Genomic DNA, 20,194 nt, shown 5'->3' on the forward strand with positions numbered 1-20,194 from the left:
GACAGAAAGCACAGAGTCGATCAATGGTGATGAATGAACTGGTCCGCACTGCAGCCAGGGTGACCAGAAGTGCTGCCGATGGACTGCCGGCGCCGGCCCGCCGCCGCGTTCATCGCGCTTTGAAGTCGAATCTGCTCAAACAGGTTGTCCATGTGGCGACCGGGTCTCAACGTCGTGAGGTCGGGCCTCTCGTGACCATTGTCGTTCCCGTCTACAACGTTGCGCAGTATCTGCCGGAGTTCTTGGACTCAGTGGTCGGCCAGACCTACAAGAACCTTGAGATCCTTGTCGTCGACGATGGTTCTCCCGACGAGTCTGCTGCGATTGCCAGGCGCTGGGGTCGATGGGACCGGAGGATCAAAGTCATCACCAAACCCAATGGGGGGCTTGGTGACGCCCGGAATGCCGGCTTGAAGGCAGCGCGCGGCAAGTACATCACCTTCACTGATTCGGACGACATATTGCCGCCCAACGGCATTCGGTCCATGGTGGAGACGATCGAGGCCTCGGGGTCGGATTTCGTCGTGGGCACCATGGTGCGGATGCGCGGCGGGAAGAAGTGGCTGCCCCAGTGGACTCGGCGAGCTCACGGCGCGAACCGCATCGGGATCACTGTCGACCAGTTCCCAGAGATCCTGCTCGATGTGTTCGCCTGCAACAAGATCTGGAATACGGAATTCTTCAGGGAGCATGTCCATGGCTTCCCCGTGGGTGTTGCTTACGAAGACCAGGAACCATCGGTCAAGTCCTATCTCAGCGCCACTAAGTTCGACATCATCAAAGACCATGTCTACTACTGGCGCATTCGCGATGACGGTTCCTCAATCACACAGCAGAAGGCGAAACTGACCGATCTGAGAGACCGGATCAGGGTGTCGCTGGCCGTTGGTGAGCACATGGTGGAGACCCCGCTGGAAGCGGTGCGACGCGGTTGGTACCGGAAGATCTTCGGCGTCGACCTCATTCAGTACGTCGAGCAGGTGCCACGAACCGGTGAAGAGTACTTCGAAGAGCTATGCGATGGTTATGAAGCCATCATCAGCCTCTGTGAGGACGACTTCTGGCGCGACGTGGCGACGTATCCCAGCGTGGCAGCATGGTACGTCCTCAATCGTGACTACGAGTCGCTGATGGAAGTCATCGCCGGCCACGTCGAGAGGGGACGAGGCTATCGGCTCCACCGGGACGAAGGGGTGCTCTCCGCCTGGCCACTCTATGTCGATGGACTCCGGGCGCAACCCAACGACAAGGTGTTCGAAACCCGTGACGAGTACCTCGACATCGTCTCGAAAGTCACCCAAGTCGAATGGCTTGACGACTCCAGGGTCAGAATCGGCGGGCACGCCTTCGTCCGCAGTGCGTTCTCTCCCGACGAGAACGTGAACCTCTCCTTATCAGCGGTCAACACGCTGACAGGGGAACGACTCGAGATGCCGACCAGACTGGTCCACGATCCGGCCATCAACGAATTCGCAGGCACGGAAGCCAGGGATTGCTCGACTTCCGGCTTCGAAGCAGTCGTCGACACGTCGCAGCTGAGCTTCACCACCGCATCGGACAGCACGGTCGAGGGGGAGGAGTTCTGGAAGCTCGTCGTCTCGGTGCAGTTCGAGCAGATCCGGAAAGAGGACATCCTCCGTGAAATTGCTGATGACGCGGGTGCGGCTCAATTGGGTCATTCCGGTGTCCAGGAAGGCGAGCAGGTATTCGCCCTCACGCACAGTCAGCAGGAAGGACTGAGATTCCGCCTTTCACGGCCGAAGACCGTCGCCCGGGCAATCGTCCTCCAGGGCAGGACTCTGGACATCTCGGTGAAGTCGCTTCTCGGCGAAGAGGTGTCGACTCTGATCCTTCGCTCGAAACCTGGGAAGACTTCGATAGTCACAGCGCCGATCCGCACGGATGCAGATGGATACACCCACTTCCGTGTCGACGTTCCGCCGCGAGACCCGAAGCTGGAGGGCACTCGCCGCAGCAAATGGATTGCGGGCGTCACCATGGCCGACGGCAGCAGGCGCCTCATCCACTTCGGTTCCGGTTCAGCATCCGAGGCCGGACTGCGTAAAGGCGACGCCTCCCTGACCGCTGACTTCGACGCTCGAGGGTATCTTCGGCTCGACGAATGGCCGAACCGCTTCACCACAGAATCCATCACGGTCAACGGTGACGCCCTGGTGGCGCAGGGCTGCTTCCTCGTTGAGCACAGCGATCACCGGCCGGTGCTCACCCTCGTCGGCGAGTCGTTGAATTGCGAACCATCCGAATTCGACTGGGACCGGGCCACCGGCAGCTATTCGGTTCGCTTCCCTCTGTCACGTACGGACTGGTACGGAAACGAGGTCGCTCTTCCTCTCGGTGCCTATGCCTTGATGGGTCAGGTTCGAAATACTGAGGATTCCTCCTGCAGCAGACTCCAGTATGCGTTCATCCCCCTGGGTTCATCCCTGACGATGCCCTGGGAAGGGACGACCGGGCTCTCTCGCATCAGAATCACCCGGACCAGGAAGGCATTCAGGCCGTGGATCAAGGTGATGCCTCTTCTCGGAGAAGATGAGCGTGGCCATTACAATCGACGGGCAGTGATCGGTGAGGCCGACGCGTCGAGAGGCGGGCTGAGCGATTCGATTCTCTTCGAGAGCTACCACGGCAAGCAGATCTCGGACAGCTGCCGAGCCCTCTACGACTGGGTCCGTGAGCATCGTCCGGACCTGAAATGCCTGTGGTCGGTGAATTCGCATGCTGTGTCGGTGCCTCCGGGGGCGGAAGCCGTCCTGCACGGTTCGCGGGCATGGTTCCGTGCCGCAGCCACCAGCAGATATCTCGTCAACAACGCCAACTTTCCCGGCTACTTCCGGATCAGGGGCGGTCAGCGGTACCTGCAGACCTGGCATGGCACTCCGATGAAGAAGATCGCCGAGGACATGCCACCGGGGAATCTGTCCCTCGGCTACCGTCTGCTCATGCGAAGAGAGGCGAAGGCGTGGGACACATTGCTGGCGCAGAACGATTTCGCCGCCGATGTGCTGCCCAAGGCGTTCTGGTTCCATGGCACCACGCTCAATGTCGGTTATCCGCGCAACGACGTCCTCGTCGGCGAGCGGGAAGAACTAACGCGTTCGCTGACGAGGCAGAGGTTGGGAATCGCCGACGACAGTTTCGTCGTCATGTACGCGCCGACCTTCCGCGACAACGTCAAGACGACAGGCGGCGGCTATGCGTTCTCCACAGAGCTCGACGTGGAACAGCTGCTGCTTGGCCTGCCGAGCGATTCGAGAGTGCTTGTCCGCGGGCACGCGAACACGACAGGTTCTGCGAATCTGTCCGACAGCGACCGGGTCATCGATGTCAGTTCTTACGGGGAGATCAGCGAGCTCTTCGCCGCCAGCGACACGTTGATCACCGACTACTCGTCGATGATGTTCGACTACGCCGTGACTCGGAAGCCGATGTTCTTCTTCGTCCCCGACTTGGAAGAGTACGAGAGTTCAACACGAGGCTTCTATCTGGATTTCAGAGAGATATGCCCGGGCCCGAATCACAAGGACACCAGATCCTTGGTCGTCGACCTCCAGCATGCGCGAGTCAACCCGGGCACATTCATCGACTCCCGATACTTGGACTTCGTCGACCGTTTCGCTCCGAACGATGACGGACATGCCACCCAACGTTTGGTCGAGAACCTCCAGTCGCGTGGATGGTTCGCGTGACTTCGGCCTGGCATCCGGGAGGGAGCTAGCGCCTGAGCAACGACTTGGCTTTGGATAGCAGACCGCCTGACGTGGGTTCGCTGTTCGACTGAACCGCTGAGGGACCCGTGATATCAGGAAGGCTCCTCATTGTTCGCTCTATCCCGGAAATGCAATCCTTGGCGATGTCGATCGGATCGATGTGCAGCTCCCACCAGTTCACCTCGAGGTGATATCCCGACTTGCCGAACCGAGTGCCGAGCAGCTCAGCGGATTCCCGGAGGCGCTCCCTGAGAACGCTGTCTCTGGCGGTGACGACGAGGGAGAGCTTCGCCGCCTGCAGTCGCAGCTCGAAGGCGATGGCTCCGACATCACGCACCTCGAAATCCATCACGTAGACGTCGTCTTTCCAGAACCATGACTTCTTCAGACCATCAGCGGTCCACCGCGCAGTGAAGACTTCATCAGCGAGGTTCTCCAGGTACGCTCTCTTCGATTCAGGGGAGGGCGAATCGAGCACGTCTCCGATGAAAGACGAGTGATTCGGGATCGCGAAAGTGGCGTCCAGAACCCGCTTCAACGTTCTGTCGACAATCAGCCCCTGATGGATCTTCTCGTCTTCTCGAGAGCGTTTCCATTTCCAGTTGGTCGTGATTCCTTTGAAATGGCGGTGTTTGAGCAGAGGAGTCTTTGCGCTCGATGCGCCAGCCACACTGTGCGTCTTCCACTGGGCTGCGTCAGCCAACCGCGCAGCAGACGCGGTCCATTTCCGGGTGGTGGGTCCGCCCTTCGCGATCGTGTAGCAGAAGTCGCTGAATCGCGGTGTCTCTTCGGAGGCATCCCGGGCCGCCTCGATCCACACTCCGTCGTATGACAGGTAGTCCTCTTCAGTGGAGTCAATCAGTTCCTGCACGGTGGAATCGCCTTCGACGATGAGCAGCTCATCGATATCGTGACTGATGATGTAGGCGGAATCTCGGAGATACTTCCGTCTCGCATGTTCGGTGATCCCGTATTCGCAGAAGTCGGAGTCCCAGGGCCTGTCGACGGGTCCATTCCAGCGCCCACCCTGCGGTCCGAACTTGAATGGCCAGTTGACCACGACCGCGGAGTCGATGCCTTCGACGCTGATCGCTTCGAGCACCTCGTCGAGCTGGTATGCCGTCGAGGCGTTGTCGTAGATGAGAACGGCGTTCACACCGTGGTTGGTCGCGTAGAAGTGTGCCCAATCCCTGATCCAGCGCAGATTGTTGTTCTTGGACTTGGTGACCAGGACAGTCTTTCCCCTGAACGAATCGAGCTGTGAGTTCCCGATCGCAACGTCATACGATGTCCCGCCGATCGCGACCGACACCTGCTCTTGGCGGGAAGGAACACCTGCGATGACGAGATGGGAGACCCGATCGAGAGCATTCACCCTCACATCGGTGCTCGGTCCCGTCGCAGCGGACAGAGCTTCCACCACTGAGGACTCCATGTTCAGCAGTGGGGGTCCCGTGCAGATCACTGTGTCGTCGAGGCGATAAGTGTCGTAGAAGATTGTGTCCGTATCGAACTTCTCCAGATAGTCGTCCTCCTGGAGCGCGGGATCCCGAGGCGGGAGCCGTTTGAGGTCGTCGTCGATGGAGATGATCGGATTGACGTCATCCACGCGGAAGTTCCGGTCGTCTACCATGAGTCTGCTCTCTACCTCTCGGCTCGGAGAGCCAGTGTCGCGATGAGCGGGGTCAATCGATTCTACCGCGCAGTTGGTTTTGGGTAGACTGCTCGATGGCAATGTCCTAACCAACAGACTCAAAACGGAACGCTGTCGATTGCCTGCCTCGCGGTCGAAGCGTCAGCGATTCCGTTCCGAAGGATTTCGCGCATATGGAACCTGCTTCCTCAGACTCTCGGCCCCGTTTCGAAGATTCAGGCCCAATAGAGGTGGACATCTGGGGAGTCGAAGGACGACCTTTGGTATCGGTGATCGTCACCGGGTACAAGGATCCAGTGAATATTCGGGCTGCGATCGCCTCGGTGCAGCATCAGACCCTGCACGCGGTGCAGATCATCGTCGTCGACGACTGCTCCCCGGATCACACCAAGGAGACTGCGGAGGAGATCGCGCGAACTGACCCACGGATCACGGTGCTGTCGACGGAAGCCAACAGCGGTGGCCCCGGTGGCCCGCGGAACGTCGGACTGGACAACGCGGCCGCGCCGTATGTCATGTTCCTCGACAGTGACGATGTTCTTGAACGTCACGCCTGTTACAACCTGCTCACGGCTGCAGAGGAGTCCGGAGCAGACCTCGTCATGGGAAGAACCACGCGGTACGAGGTCGCGAAGAATCGTCCTCTGGGATGGCATGCACGCCTGTACAGGGAAGTCCGCCGGCTGGAGTCGATCGAAGACGATCCCGAGATGGCCATCGACACCATCGCAGTTGCGAAGCTCTACAAGAAGTCGTTCATCGACGCCCACTCGCTGCGCTTCCGTGAGGACATCCACTACGAGGACCTGATCTTCACAGCGACAGTGTTCACCGAGGCGCGGGGCATCCAGGTCATCCCGGAATGGGTGTACCAGTGGAACATCTATCCCGTCGACGTGCGGAAGTCGATCACCAACCAACGCGATGACATCAAGAATCTGCGCGACAGGAAGATCGCTCTGAAAGAAGTGATGCGCATCGCCGACCCTGCCCTGGTCCCAGGCCTGCACGATCGACTTCAGCTGAAAGTCGTGCGCCACGACGTGAGGATCTACCTCAACGACATCGCGAACGGAGTCGACCCGACTGTCGCCAAGGAGCTGGTGGCGGAGCTCAAGCCCCTCATCGAATCGGTTCCACGGCCGATCCTCGAGTCGCTCTTACTGGCGGATCGGCTGCTTATGGCCGCGACACTCCTCGGCGACGTCGAATTGGTCCGGCGAATGGTCGATGTCGCACGAGGAGACTGTGACCTGTATGGGTCCTGGAGGTCTGCCGGAACGGACAGTCTGTGGGAGCCGGAGAAGTTCGACACCTATCCGCCGGACTCGTTGGAGCGCACTCTGGCCACATTCGATTCCAGCGAGCTGGAGTCCATTCCCTGGTACAGCTTCCGCTGGTTCAACGAAGTCGACAGGGTGACGATCAACGATGCGAACCTCATCACCATCACCGGTCGCACCCCGGACCCGTTCTGCAAATTCGCGACCCATGACGATATGAAGGTGAGAGCCGTCATCCATGAGCGCTGGGGTCTCAAACGCTTCTGGGTGGCACCAGTGAAGCACACCCGAACCGGTGACACGGTGGAATGGACGATCGAGTTCCAGTTCCCGCGCGACATCGACCTGCAGGTTCTCCCCAAGATGTCGATCCGGATGGAGTTCACTGACGGAGCAGTTGCGCACCGGCAGGCTCTGCGTGCGAAGAAGGGATTCGCCGGCAGCAGGCAGAAGACCTCGCCCGTCGGAGTCGTCCAGAAGGTGGCGAACATCCGGTATCAGGCCTACCGGACCGTCACAGGCACCCTGGCGCTGCGCCTGTCGAAGGTGACGAAGAAGCGAAAGAAGGTGCGCACGGCCATCGACCGTGTGATTCCCGCGCTTCCCCAGTCGACCAGGAGCGCTGTGGTGCCGATCGAATCGCACCTCCAGGCCGAGCGCGGTGCGGAGATCATGGCCAAGTTCAGCGGGCAGCGGGATGAGAAGCTGGTGGTGGTCGAATCGCATATGGGCCAGTCGCAGTTCGACTCTCCCCGTGCGATCGTCGATGAGCTTCGCCGGCACCGTCCGGACCTGCGAGTGGTGTGGTCGGCAAGCTACGGGCAGGAATGGGCGCTGGGTCGCGACGACGTGGTCATGCGGCACACGGAGGACTACTACCGCACACTCGCCCGGGCAAGCTTCATCGTCGACAATCAGAGTCTGCCGGACGGCTATGTGAAACAGGCAGATCAGGTCTATGTCCAGACGTGGCACGGCATCCCGATCAAGAGGATGGGCTTCGACGAGGACAGCATGGCCTACGCCTCGAAGGAGGAGACGGAGAATCTCCGGCGCAAAGTCGGCTACTGGGACTACCTGACGGTGCCCAGTGAGTACTTCCGGGAGACGTTCGTGCCTGCATTCGGCTACGAGGGCGCGCAGCTTCCACTCGGATCTCCCCGAAACGACGTGCTGGTCAACGAGGCCGCTGACATCGCCGCTGCCAAGACGCGGCTCGATCTGGATCCGAGCCGGACAAGCGTGCTCTATGCACCGACGTTCCGGACGCCGGGGGCGGCACCACTGGAGCTCGATCTCATCGAGCTGGTGGAGGCGCTGGGCGATGACGTGCAGATCATGCTTCGCCCGCACTACCTCAATCGGATCAGAGTCCCGGCGGAGCTGCGCGCCAATGTCATCGATGTGTCCGCAGTCGGCGACACGTCGCGGGTTCTGCTCGCATCGGACATACTCGTCTCCGACTATTCCAGCATCATCTTCGACTTCCTGACCCTGAACAGGCCCGTGATCCTCTACGCCTACGACCTCGACGACTATGTCTCCTCCGCCCGTGGCACCTATTTCGACTTGCGAGACGATCGTCCCGGACCCTTGGTGACCACTCAGGACGATCTCGTGGACGCCATTCGAGGATCCATCGCGAAAGATGACCATGCCGACCAGCGACAGAGCTTCAGACTGAAGTACGCAGGAACAGAGCCGGGAAACAGCGCTCGGACGACCGTCGAGACCGTGTGGGGTGCCCAGAAATGATGAACTCGCCCTTTGACCGGATCGTTCTCATGGCCAACGACGTCGACCGACTGGGCGGCGTCGGACGCTTCATCAACGAAATGGCCCGGGGTTTCCACTCCCGCGGTTATGCCACGGAACTCGTCGGCGTCTCGCCCTCGCCCGAAGGTCATCACCAGGTGGTCGAGCGATCTCCCGAAATCATCGTTCGCACGCTCATGCCACAGGCTCCTCCCGCAGACTGGATCATCCGTTCCGACTCGGACAAGCAAGACCGGGCACGGATGGCACGCCACAAGAAGCGATTCGCTCTGCGGAAGATCGCTGTCGACAAGCTCCGCAAACTGATCCCCCAATGGGGTCCGAGGACACTCATCATCTGCACCCAGGTGTACGGAATGGAACACCTGCTCGAAGCCGGCTACGACGCCAACGACTTCACCCACCCCCGGGTGGTCGGGCAGTACCACGGCGCATTCAGGGGCGCGAAGCTGACAGGGCGGGACTACAGCCGAGTGATGGAAGCTTACGCCGACGTCGACAGAACAGTGTTCCTCACCGAGGAAGACGCCCTCAACTTCCGGCTCGCGGGTCTCAACAACACCCACTGGATTTCGAACCCCGTGTCCAGGCCTGCCCATTCCGAGGCCACCACTCGGCGCAACACGATCGTCGCTCTGGGACGTTATGACGAAGTGAAGTCGCTGCACTACCTGTTGGCGGCATGGGAACGGGTTGCCGAGTCCCTGCCGGACTGGAATGTCGAGCTCTACGGGGAAGGCGACCTCCGCACCCAGCTGCAGGAGATGATCGATGACCGATCCATTCCCCGAGCCAGGCTCATGGGGAAGACCGACCACGTCGGCGACGTGCTCGCATCGTCAAAGATCCATGTCATCTCATCCCAGCACGAAGGTCTGCCCATCGCGATCGTGGAGGCCGGGCTTCTGGGAGTCCCCACGGTTGCCTTTGACTGTTCGCCGGGCGTCCGCAGCCTCATCGACTCCGGCAGGACCGGGTTGATCGTGCCGCAGAACCACGTCGGCTCCATGGCCGAGGCCATTGCCTCCCTGGCGAAGGATCCTGAGGCGTGGTCGCGGATGTCGGGCGTCTGTGCCGAAGGGATGACACGGTTCGCACCGGAGAACATCCTCGATCAATGGGAAGATCTGTTCATGCAGATGGCGCGCTGAGTCATTCCCCCATGGCGGCCAGGTCGGCCTGGCGCGTCTTGATGAGATCGGAGACGGTGTCGACGAACGCGCGAGTCGATTCGCCTACGGCACGTTCGCCGAAGTAGTAGCTCCGCAGCCTCCAACGGTCGTCGATGTGAGGATCGGACTCGAGCGCCTCGGCGATGGCGGTGCGCAGCTGGGCCTCGGTCGATCGGGAGATGACCGGGGTGGCATGCGAGATGGGGGAGTCGTGGCGGAGGGATTCCAGATCGTCCCAACGGTCGGTGAGAATGATCGGAGCTTCGGGCCGGAGGTAGAGGAAGTCGAGGCCGACGCTTGAGACATCTGTGATCATGAGATCGACGTCTGCGAACATCGGAAGGATGTCGCCCTGCATCGACACGATGTGTTCGGCGCCATTCACATTGGCGGCCTCGATCAACTCTCGAATGCGGGCATCCGCTTCGACGATCTCCAGATGTTCCGAAGTCTCCACCCGCGGGTGCGGCTTGTAGACGATACGAGTGTCAGGGAGATCGAGAAGCGCTTCGACAATGGACACGCCGAACAGGTCGACCGAGGTGTAGTTGTTGGCGTCGTTCTCACCCTCCCAGGTCGGGGCGTACATGACCGTGCGACTGCGAGTGGTGGGAAGCGTGGAATGAACGTCGATGTCGAGCTGCGGACGTCCGATCTCCACCAGCTTGTTGAAGTCGAATTCGATGAGGGCTCTTCTGTGCCTCTCAATGGCCGCCGGTCCGGCAACGAGGACTCGGTCGTAGGCCTTGACCTGGTTGGACACCATGGAGACCTTGTCGCTCTCTCCATGATTGATGTGGACGTGGACCATCGGCGCATAGCCCAGTGACTGGAAGTTCCGCACCCCGTTGTTGACGTAGAGCGCCACCTTCGGATCGAGCTCGTGATAGAAGTCCTGCAGGGGATCGAATCGTCGTTTGAGGACGAGAGGCAGCTTCGTGATCTTCCGGAGCTCGAGCAGCGTGCTGTGCGAGCGCAGGACGAGAGCGACCTTATGAGTCCGGTTGAGCTCTTCGAAGATGGGCAGCCACTGCAGGATCTGGTAGATCTTCGCCGGGCCGTCGCCGAAGTAGACGACGACCGGAGCGTTGAGACCGCGGCCGTCGTATTGGATCTCAAGGCGTTCGATGGCGGCTGCTCCACGAATCCACCTGCTCGTGGCCTGCCACGGCCGGGAGTTGAGCGCGCTCAGACCGGCCCGCCGAATCAGCGATCCCACTTTCGGACGCTTGCCGGCCAACGCCTTCTTGACAGAGCTCATCTTCGGCTTTCTCCGCTCATCTCGGGGCACCAGTTCAGTGTCGGACACTTTAGTTTATGGGGACAAGATCACAGGGGACGATTCGAGAGACAGGAGCCACAGTCGTTCTGCACGGGCTGTGACAGTTGCGAAGAATCGGCGCGACCGGAACGGAGTAAGATTGAGGCAGATCTGTGGACCATCGTGGCGACAGGTCATTCTTCTCATTGGAAGGGGCCTGCGATGGAAACGGCGCACTCTGAATTGGAAGCAGCGGAACTGCTGCATGAGCTTCTGGCCACTGACCAGGACCTCGCTCCGTTCCTCGACGACGTCGCCCGTCTGGCCGCGATCGAGGTCACCAGAGATCTCCCCGTCCTCTGCGGGATCACTCTGGAGCGCAACAAGCGCATCTCCATCGCCGGCAGCAGCGATGAGGAAGCACGGCAGATGGACGAGATCCAGGCAGGCTTCGAAGAAGGCCCGTGCCTGACCTCGCAGAAGACCGGCACTCTGATCAGAGTCGACGATGTTGCGAATGAAACCAGGTGGCCCGACTACATGGCAGCCGTGCGCGGCCACGGATTGCGCAGCGTGCTGGCGGTGCCGCTGGACCTGAACGGCGCAGCGAAAGCCGCGATGAATTTCTACACCGTGGTCCCCATGGCCTTCGGCGATGACTCGATCGCCGCAGCACAGCGCTTCGCGGAGTTGGCGTCGAGAGCGCTGCGGGTGGCGATCCGAATCGCCAGACTGGCCGAACATGCCGAAGATCGACAGCGCGCAATGGAATCGCGGACTGTCATCGACATTGCGATTGGAATCACCATGGCCCAAGCGCAGTGCAGTCAGGATGAGGCCTTCGCCATCCTCAAGAACGCGTCTTCACACCGGAACATCAAACTGCGCGCATTGGCTGAAGAGCTCGTGGACACCATGGGCCACTCGACTCCAGTCACGATCTTCGACCGCTGAACGACACCACAGAGCACGGCTGTCTCGGCACCCCGGATCGAGTTGCTGACCTGCACTGCTTTCGATAACCTCAGAACACGGTCAAGCAGTCGGCCCCGAAAACCAAGGGGACCACTGTATGTACACGATGCTGAACAATCGGAAGGCATCCAAATTCGACCTGTATCTTCCAGGACGGCTGGTTGCCTCCCTGCACTACAGCATCGACGAGAACGAGATCCTCTACGTCTTCTGTGAAGTCATTGAGCAGGAGGATTCAGACCAGCATTGCCGAGCCCTGATGCAGCGTGCAGTCAGCGAAAGTCTCAACCGTCGATTGAAGATCAACGTCACATGCCCGATCGCGCTCAACCACCTCGGCGAGACAGCGCTGCGCCTGGGACTCGGCGGGCAGCCGGTGGCACAGACAGCCAAGGCGAGTGAGCCGGTGACGCAGATCAAGCCGAGCGAGCAGTTGATTCAGACCACGCTCAAGCACGAGCCGGCTGGCGCCGAGGCTGTGTCGTAGGCGCTTCTTGGTCTCAACGGGATGAGGGCAGCCTCCACTCGGGCAGTCTGATCACGGGGAGCGGTGCCAGGCGGGGTCACCGATGTTCGCCATCGAGCGGGATCTCCGCGTGCACGGTGCCGTCGCCACGTTGCTGGAGGGTGGCGCCGGCGCGGCGCAGGGTAGCGATGGCAGGGGAGTTGCTCGCAGTCGTTCGTGCGATCAGCCGCAGAGCTCCGAGCTCGTATGCCCGACGAACGATGAGCCGAAGTACGGTGGCGCCCAACCCGAGCCCCCGCCAGGATCGCGCCAGCCAGATGCCGTACTCGAGCGATTCGGGTGCCTCGGAGTCTGAGCGGTGCAGGCGGATGGCTCCGACAATTCGGCCGTCGACGCGGATGGCGGCAGTTTCCTCCTCTCCGCCCTTCAGCCCTGATCGACGATGCCGATGATAGGCGCGCAGCCATGCCACGCGGCGGGGGTTCCAGCTGTCACCGAGAGGTGGAGTGACTTCGTCGGGTGCAGCGTCAGAGGTTGCGACCTTGACCAGTTCGTCCAGGACATCCTCATCCACAGAGACGAGTTCGACGTGTCGCTTCCGCGAGTCTTTCGAACGAGCGGGTTCTGAGGCAGGTGCCGCGTCCATCACCTGGTCGATTCGCCTGCTGGTGGCGTACCAGGAGTCAGGAGCGATTTCCTCATCCACAATTCGCAACCTTTGTCGCAGACGAACTCACTTGCTCCGGTCGGCTGAAATCCAAGGCGGCGATACGCTCTGACACCGGCCTTGTTCTCCTCCATCACGCCCAGCACGAGCGTGTCTGCGCCCGCTTGGCGAGCGACCTTCTCACAGGCCGACATCAGGGCATCCACCACTCCGGTTCCCCGCGCCCCCGGAGGGACCCACATGCCGACAACCACCCAGACGCCGTCGAATTCGTGAACTCCGGTGAGGCCGATGACCTGGTCACCGCGTGAAGCCAGGAACGACACAGGACGTGCTGCGCGTCGACGCCATTCCTGCTCGTCGAAGGCTTCCTCCCGGGACAGCGTGGACCCGAACATCTCAGGAGATTCTGCCAACGCTTCCAGGCGTGCGCTCCGGAATTGCCGCCAGTCGGCAGGGCCCACTGGGACTATGTGAAGTTCAGGGGGAGTCATCATGTCCGTCCGGAGTGCCTGGTGAACGAAATCGGTCGGTCCGGCATCAGTCTCGGCCGGCCGCTGAGAATGGTTGTGCGCAGTCATGATGTGAGCTCCTCTGCTCGGCGAGCATCATCGCGGGGAGCTCATCGGTCTGATGGCTCGCCTGGTCGATGAGTCTACTCATTGGCGTTGCGTCAATTGCACGACCTTTCCGCGTGACTTCGGGCAGATGCAACGCGATCGAGATGATGGGCGAGGACGGGGGAGAGGTGAATGAGATACCGGTCCTTGTGGATGCGGCGCGCTGTCGGTAACGAAAACTACTTAATCTCATAGAAACCATTGCGTTAATCGCAAGACCTGGTAGAACTATAAGGGTGACTTCGACCGGCAATGATGCAGAGGGCGACCCGGGCACCTTGGGAACGCGCGTGCGTCGGGCCATCCAGGCCGCGGGGATCAACCACAGCGAGGTCGCGCGCAGGATCGGAATCGAACCGAGCAAACTTTCCAAATCATTGGCCGGCACCCGCAACTTCCGGGTGGAGGAGCTCTCCCGGATCGCATCCCTGACCAATGTCACCACGGACTGGCTGACGACCGGACGGACCGGGGAGCCACCTCGGCGACGGATGGTGTCGAACTTCAAAGCCGAGCCCGCGGACGGGGCCACGCTCAAATCCACGGCCGTCCCCACTGGCAGCGAGACGTTCACCGCATCGTCCGGCGCCGGATCAACGATCACCGTCGAACCGGCCGCCACCGCCGTCGACAGCGACCAGTGGCTGTCGAAGGGGAAGCGGAACCGCCGCCGCATCGTCGCCGCGGCGTGGGAGCTCTACGCCGATCGCGGTATCGACAACGTCCCCACCAGCGACATCGCCGCTGCCTGCGGGCTGAGCGTATCCACCGTCAACTACCACTTCCGGACGAAGACCCAACTGCTCGAGGCCGCGCTGCGCTACTCCCTTGAGATCATCACCCGCGCCCGTGACCTGACCGCGCCCAAGGACCCGATCGCGGCCCTGCGCCACTTCTCCTGGCTCCACGCCGGCACGGACCAGGGTGTGCGCCGGGTGTGGTCGATCTGGCTGCAGAGCTGGTCGCGCGCCGTCGTCGACGAACGCTCCCGGCTCAACCTCACCTCTGTCTACACCGAATGGCTCGCCGTCGTCGCCGGAGTCATCTCCGCAGGGCAGAGGGTCGGGGCGATCCGGACCGGGAACACCCTGCGAATGGTCAAGAGCCTGTCGATCTTCATCGACGGGCTCGGCATCGCCCGCGCCACCGGGCAGATACCCATCACCGATGAGGAGGCGCTCGGGATGCTCGAGGACTACCTGCGGGCCCACATACTCCACCAGCCCGACGAACCTCAACAACCCGACGAACCTCAACAACCCAACGAACCTCAACAACCCGACGAACCTCAACAACCCGACGAAGGGGAGAGATGACTACACCGAACCGAAGACAAGTCCTGGGCGCCGGGCTCTCGGTGAGTGCGCTGCTCGGACTGAGCGCCTGCGGAGGTCAGACCGGAGCCGCCATCGACGCCGGCGAACCGGTCAAGGGAGGAACCCTGCGGGTGGGCCTCACCGGCGGAAACTCCGCCGACACCATCGATGCGCACATTCCCGTCAACAACGGCGACGTCTGCCGCACCGTGAACATGTACAACGCCCTCTACGGGTGGGACGACAACGCCAAGGTCGTGCCCCTGCTCGCCGAGTCCCTCGAGTCCAATGGTGACGCGACCGTGTGGACGGCGACGCTGAAGAAGGGCGTCAAGTTCTCCGACGGCAGGGACATCACCCCCGACGACGTGATCTTCACGTTCAAGAGGATCACGGACCCCGACGATCCGAAGACCGCGGCGGCGAACTTCACAATGCTCGACGAGGTCGTCGCCACCGGCGATCGCACCATCGAATTCCGACTCAGCGAACCCAACGGACTCTTCAACGACGCAGTCGCCGAATACACCGCGGGGATCGTGCCCGTCGACTACGACCCGACCAACCCGGTGTGCTCGGGCCCGTTCAAGCTCAAATCGTTCACTCCGGCCCAGTCGACGGTGCTCGTGCCCAACGAGCACTGGTGGGGACACGAGGACACATACCTCGACGAGGTGTCGCTGCTCAACTTCAACGACTCCGATGCCCTCATCAACGCCCTGCTCTCGACCCAGGTCGACGCGATCGCGCAGATCCCCGTCGCCCTCGTGGAGGTTATCGACGCCGATGAGCGCATGAACATCCTCAACTCAGAGACCGGCATGTGGCTGCCGTTCACGATGCGCGTCGACAAAGCCCCCTTCGACGATGTGAGAGTGAGGCAGGCATTCCGGCTCGTCGTCGACCGGGAGCAGATGATCGAGCAGGTCCTGTCCGGGTTCGGCACGATCGGCAACGACATGTTCGGCCCGCTGAGCGCGAACTACCCCGACTTCCCGCAGCGCAAGCAGGACATCGCCAAGGCCAAGGAGCTCCTCGCCGAGGCGGGCTACCCCGACGGCCTCGACGTCGAGCTCGTCACCGCCCCCATCCAGTCCGGCGCCGTCGAATCGGCGCAGGTCTTCGCCCAGCAGGCCAAGGAAGCGGGCATCCGGGTGAAGATCCGGCGGGTGGATGTGACGACGTTCTTCGGCGACCAGTACCTGCAATGGGACTTCGCGCAGGACTTCTGGTACACCCGAGACTTCATGCCGCAGGTGATCGCCTGCTGCCTCGAGGAGTCGCCGTTCAACGAGACCCACTGGAACGACCCGGAGTTCCTCAAGGTCTTCGACAAGGCGCGGGCGATTCCGGACGTCGACGAGCGGAGGAACCTCGAGCACGAGCTGCAGCAGATGCTCTACGACCGCGGCGGCTACATCATCTGGGGATTCGCCAACCAGGTCGACGCCTTCCAGAAGTACGTCGGCGGACTCGTGCCCAACGCCACCGGACGTCCGCTGTCCGGCTGGCGCTTCGACCGAGTGTGGATCGGAAAGGTCTGACATGTTCGCAAAAGTCATCGGCCGCAGGCTCATCCTCTCGGCCTTCATCCTGCTCGCGGTCTCGCTGCTGGTCTTCGGAGCCACCCTGCTCCTGCCCGGCGACCCCGCCCGCGCGATCCTCGGCCAGCAGGCCACTCCGGAGCGCATCGCGGCGCTCAACGAACAGCTCGGGCTCAACCAGCCCGCCTGGCAGCGATACTTCAGCTGGCTCGGCGGTCTCTTCGTCGGCGACTTCGGCACCTCGACTGCCTCAGGAGGTCCCGTCTCAGAGCTCATCGGTGAGCGGATCGGCGCGTCCTTCGTCCTCATGCTCCTCGCCGGCGTCATCTCGGTGCCGCTGGGCATCGCGATCGGCGTCTGGTCGGCGCTGCACCGCGGGCGCCGCCGAGACCAGGCGACGACGATGGTCTCGCTCATCCTCGCCTCGATGCCGGAGTTCGTCATCGGCATCGGCCTCATCGCGCTGTTCGCCACCTCGGTGTTCCAGTTCCTGCCTGCCGTGACCCTGGCGCCGCCCGGCGAACCCGTGTGGAACCTGCCGTTGCAGCTGGTCCTGCCCACGCTCACCCTGGTCCTCGTCGTCACCCCCTACATCGTGCGGATGATGCGAGCGACGATGATCGAGGTCCTCGACTCCGGTTATGTGGAGATGGCGCGCCTCAAAGGTGTGCCCGAACAGCGGGTGATCATGCGCCATGCCCTGCCCCATGCACTCGGCCCCGTGGCACAGGTCGTCGCCATCCAGCTGGCCTGGCTGGCCGGCGGCGTGGTCGTCGTCGAGTTCCTGTTCCGCTACCCGGGTCTGGGTCAGGCCCTCATCGACGCCGTGACCTACCGCGACGTGCAGGTCGTCCAGGCGATCTCGATGCTCGTCGCCGCCGTCTACGTCGTCGTCAACCTCGCCGCCGACGTCGTCGGCATCCTCACCAACCCGAAACTGAGGAGTGCAGCATGACCAAGCACACCGCGACCGACACCGCTGCCGGAGGCCCCGGGGCGGTCCCCGCGATGGAAGAGGGCCTGGCGCTCGCCTCGGCGGAGGTGCCGAAGGAGTCGCAGACGACGTACCGTCCGTTCTTCAAGCGGGTGCTCGCGCAGAAACAGGGCCGGATCGGCTTGACGATCACCGTCGTCGTCCTGGCCTTCGCCATCTTCGGGCCGCTCCTGCTGCCGTGGGCGACGGGGAACACCGCAACGGAGTTCGTCGCCAAGCCCTTCAGCGAGTACGGGATCTTCGGCTCCGACAACCTCGGCCGGGACGTGCTCAGCCGGTTCCTCGCCGGCGGTCTCACGCTCTTCGTCTACGCCCTGCTCGCCACGGTCCTGGGCATGGTGCTCGGCACGATCATCGGGATGATCGCCGCTTACACCGGGGGAGTCCTCGATTCGATCATCATGCGCCTCAACGACGTCATCCTCGCCATCCCGCAGCTCGTGTTCGCGCTGCTGGCGATCACGGTCCTCGGGCCGCAGGGATGGGTGCTCGTCACCGTCATCGGCATCACCCACGCTCCGCGCATCGCCCGCGTGGCACGCTCGGCGACCCTCGGGGTGATCACGGAGGACTACATCCTCGCCGCCGAGATGTACGCGGTGCCGCGCTGGAAGATCATCGTCCGTGAGCTGCTGCCCAACATCACCGGACCTCTGAGCGTCGAGGCCGGTCTGCGTCTGACCTACTCGATCGGCTACATCGCCTCGCTGTCGTTCCTCGGTCTCGGCCTGCAGCCGCCCGCCGCCGACTGGGGTCTGATGATCAACGAGAACCGGATCGCGCTGAGCGTCCAGCCCTGGGGCGTGCTGCTCCCGGTCTTCGCCATCGCCGTGCTCACCATCGGCACCAACCTGCTCGCGGACTCCTTCGCCCGGGCGGTCGCCTCGACCTCAGTGGAGAACACATGACCACGAACCCGACCACCACAGACACCGTCACCGAGGCGGGCGATCATTCCGTCGTCCTCCGGCTGACCGACCTGCGGATCTCGACGAATGCCGACGACGAGATCCTCCACGGGGTCAGCTTCGCTCTCAAACGCGGGGAGATCCTCGGCCTCGTCGGCGAGTCCGGATCCGGCAAGACCACGGCGGGCCTGGCCTGCATGGGGCACTTCCGGGAGGGGCTGAGATACTCGTCGGGGTCGGTGAGCCTGTGGCCGCGCGGCGATGAGAACGCCGTCGAGATCGTCGCACTCGACGAGGTGGCCGTCCGGGCCCTGCGCGGCTCCCGGATCGCCTACATCCCCCAGGACCCCGCGCTCTCGCTCAACCCCGCGATGCGGGTGGGCGAGCAGATCAGGGAGGTCCTCGACATCCACGGCTTCGGCAGCTCCGAATCCGAGCGGAGCGCCCGGGTCGCCGAGGTGCTCGGTGACGTCGGTCTGCCCGGGGACAAGGCGTACCAGAAGCGGTGGCCGCACCAGCTCTCGGGCGGCCAGCAGCAGCGCATCGGCATCGCCATGGCCTTCGCGATGTACCCCGACGTGCTCATCCTCGATGAGCCGACCACAGGTCTCGACGTCTCCACCCAGGCGGTCGTGCTCGACACGATCCGGCGGATGACGGTGGCCAACGATGTCGCCGGCCTCTACATCACCCATGACCTCGCGGTGATCCGCGAGATCTCCGACCGGGTGGCCGTGATGCTGCGCGGCGACCTCGTCGAAGAGGGACCTGTCGCCGGGGTGCTCGAGAACCCGCAGCACGAGTACACGCAGATGCTCATGTCCGCCGTGCCCGACCTCGCCGGCCGCAAGACCATCGGCGCTGGCGCCGTCGAAGGGTCCGGCGGGATGACCGCGGCGGGGGCAACGGCGGTTACGAAGGAGGAAGCCACCTCGGCGGAGGACTCCCCGGACGATGGGACGTCGGACAAGGACACCTCGAACAAGGACACCTCGGGTGAGCGCACCACGACGATCCTGATGGACTCGCCGCTGCTGCAGGCTAAGGACGTGGCGCTGGCCTATGGGAAGGCGCAGATCCTCGACGGCATCAACCTCACTCTCAACCCGGGGGAGTGCACGATGCTCCTCGGCGAATCCGGGTCCGGCAAGACGACCCTGTCGCGCTGCATCGCGGGTCTTAACGACGACTACTCGGGGCAGGTGCAGCTGTGGGGTGAGACGATGGCGCCCTCGACGAGGAAGCGGACGAACGAGCAGCGGGTGGGCGTGCAGTACGTGTTCCAGTCGCCGTTCTCCTCGCTCAATCCGAGGCGGTCGATCGGGCAGTCGCTGTCGGTCCCGCTGGAGATGAGCGGCGAGGACAATGCCGCAGCTCGCAAGGCCAAGGTCGAGGATGCGCTCGACGCAGTGCGGCTGGGGCGCAGCTTCTATCACCGGCGGCCCGGCGACCTCTCCGGCGGTGAGCGGCAGCGCGCAGCGATCGCCCGGGCTCTGGTGAATGCGCCGTCGGTGCTCGTGTGCGATGAGATCACCTCGGCGCTCGACGTCAGCGTGCAGGCGTCGATCATCGCGCTGCTGCGGACCCTGCGGCAGGAGCGGGACCTGGCGATGCTGTTCGTCACCCACAACATCGCGCTGTCGCGGCACGTCGCGGACAACCTCGCGGTGCTCAACAAGGGCAAGATTGTCGACTACGGACCCACCGGCGAGGTGCTGGAGAACCCGACGCACGAATACACTCGGGAGCTCATCAACGACGTGCCGAAATTCTGAGGGGTTGGCGCGGGCCTGCGTGGCATCGTGTTGTGCTCGCCGTCATGGTGCGATT

At 62.6% G+C, this 20,194-nt stretch carries 14 protein-coding genes; 10 read left to right on the forward strand and 4 right to left on the reverse strand.

Annotated features, from left to right (window positions below; genetic code table 11):
* The first annotated feature begins 23 nt into the window (after positions 1 to 23).
* Positions 24 to 3,707 (forward strand): CDP-glycerol glycerophosphotransferase family protein, encoded by a 3,684-nt coding sequence (locus RIT73_RS07765; protein WP_309131502.1) that lies wholly within the window; start codon positions 24 to 26, stop codon positions 3,705 to 3,707.
* A gap of 25 nt (positions 3,708 to 3,732) precedes the next feature.
* Here RIT73_RS07765 and RIT73_RS07770 read toward each other — a convergent pair whose 3' ends face one another.
* The gene (locus RIT73_RS07770; protein ID WP_309131503.1) at positions 3,733 to 5,361 is read right to left on the reverse strand and encodes a hypothetical protein; all 1,629 of its coding nucleotides are present in this window, start codon (positions 5,359 to 5,361) and stop codon (positions 3,733 to 3,735) included.
* Between the two features lie 194 nt (positions 5,362 to 5,555).
* Here RIT73_RS07770 and RIT73_RS07775 point away from each other — a divergent pair, with 194 nt between their 5' ends.
* Together RIT73_RS07775 and RIT73_RS07780 are read left to right on the forward strand one after the other, a co-directional pair.
* Complete coding sequence (locus tag RIT73_RS07775; RefSeq protein ID WP_309131504.1) at positions 5,556 to 8,420, forward strand: CDP-glycerol glycerophosphotransferase family protein; 2,865 nt, start codon at positions 5,556 to 5,558, stop codon at positions 8,418 to 8,420.
* Positions 8,417 to 9,592 (forward strand): glycosyltransferase, encoded by a 1,176-nt coding sequence (locus RIT73_RS07780; protein ID WP_309131505.1) that lies wholly within the window; start codon positions 8,417 to 8,419, stop codon positions 9,590 to 9,592. The genes RIT73_RS07775 and RIT73_RS07780 overlap by 4 nt, the downstream gene beginning before the upstream one ends.
* 1 nt (position 9,593) lies before the next feature.
* Here RIT73_RS07780 and RIT73_RS07785 read toward each other — a convergent pair whose 3' ends face one another.
* A complete protein-coding gene (locus RIT73_RS07785) occupies positions 9,594 to 10,874 on the reverse strand; it encodes a CDP-glycerol glycerophosphotransferase family protein (RefSeq protein WP_309131506.1) in 1,281 nt (426 codons plus the stop codon).
* Between the two features lie 222 nt (positions 10,875 to 11,096).
* On the opposite strand from RIT73_RS07785, the gene RIT73_RS07790 reads away from it, so the two are divergent.
* Positions 11,097 to 11,828, forward strand: coding sequence for a GAF and ANTAR domain-containing protein (locus RIT73_RS07790; RefSeq protein ID WP_309131507.1), 732 nt, complete (start codon positions 11,097 to 11,099; stop codon positions 11,826 to 11,828).
* 118 nt (positions 11,829 to 11,946) lie between these two features.
* The gene (locus tag RIT73_RS07795) at positions 11,947 to 12,336 is read left to right on the forward strand and encodes a hypothetical protein (RefSeq protein WP_309131508.1); all 390 of its coding nucleotides are present in this window, start codon (positions 11,947 to 11,949) and stop codon (positions 12,334 to 12,336) included.
* A 76-nt stretch (positions 12,337 to 12,412) separates the two neighbouring features.
* Here the strand turns inward: RIT73_RS07795 and RIT73_RS07800 are convergent, their stop codons facing one another.
* Both RIT73_RS07800 and RIT73_RS07805 read right to left on the reverse strand, forming a co-directional pair.
* A complete protein-coding gene (locus RIT73_RS07800) occupies positions 12,413 to 12,889 on the reverse strand; it encodes a GNAT family N-acetyltransferase (protein ID WP_309131509.1) in 477 nt (158 codons plus the stop codon).
* A 71-nt stretch (positions 12,890 to 12,960) separates the two neighbouring features.
* On the reverse strand, positions 12,961 to 13,563 hold the full coding sequence (locus tag RIT73_RS07805; protein WP_309131510.1) for a GNAT family N-acetyltransferase: 603 nt from the start codon (positions 13,561 to 13,563) through the stop codon (positions 12,961 to 12,963).
* A gap of 275 nt (positions 13,564 to 13,838) precedes the next feature.
* On the opposite strand from RIT73_RS07805, the gene RIT73_RS07810 reads away from it, so the two are divergent.
* From RIT73_RS07810 to RIT73_RS07830, 5 genes are read left to right on the forward strand one after another with little or no spacing between them, the layout of a single operon-like run.
* On the forward strand, positions 13,839 to 14,918 hold the full coding sequence (locus RIT73_RS07810) for a TetR family transcriptional regulator (RefSeq protein ID WP_309131511.1): 1,080 nt from the start codon (positions 13,839 to 13,841) through the stop codon (positions 14,916 to 14,918).
* Entirely contained in the window at positions 14,915 to 16,462 is a 1,548-nt protein-coding gene (locus RIT73_RS07815) for an ABC transporter substrate-binding protein (RefSeq protein WP_309131512.1), read from the forward strand. The genes RIT73_RS07810 and RIT73_RS07815 overlap by 4 nt, the downstream gene beginning before the upstream one ends.
* Before the next feature lies 1 nt (position 16,463).
* Positions 16,464 to 17,417: an ABC transporter permease gene (locus tag RIT73_RS07820; RefSeq protein WP_309131513.1), complete on the forward strand. Its 954-nt coding sequence runs from the start codon at positions 16,464 to 16,466 to the stop codon at positions 17,415 to 17,417.
* The gene (locus RIT73_RS07825) at positions 17,414 to 18,364 is read left to right on the forward strand and encodes an ABC transporter permease (RefSeq protein ID WP_375294985.1); all 951 of its coding nucleotides are present in this window, start codon (positions 17,414 to 17,416) and stop codon (positions 18,362 to 18,364) included. Before RIT73_RS07820 ends, RIT73_RS07825 begins: the two co-directional genes overlap by 4 nt.
* Positions 18,361 to 20,139 (forward strand): ABC transporter ATP-binding protein, encoded by a 1,779-nt coding sequence (locus RIT73_RS07830; protein ID WP_309131514.1) that lies wholly within the window; start codon positions 18,361 to 18,363, stop codon positions 20,137 to 20,139. Before RIT73_RS07825 ends, RIT73_RS07830 begins: the two co-directional genes overlap by 4 nt.
* Positions 20,140 to 20,194: the final 55 nt, after the last annotated feature.

It is taken from the genome of Brevibacterium sp. (genome assembly GCF_031179145.1).
Taxonomy (GTDB): Bacteria; Actinomycetota; Actinomycetes; order Actinomycetales; family Brevibacteriaceae; genus Brevibacterium.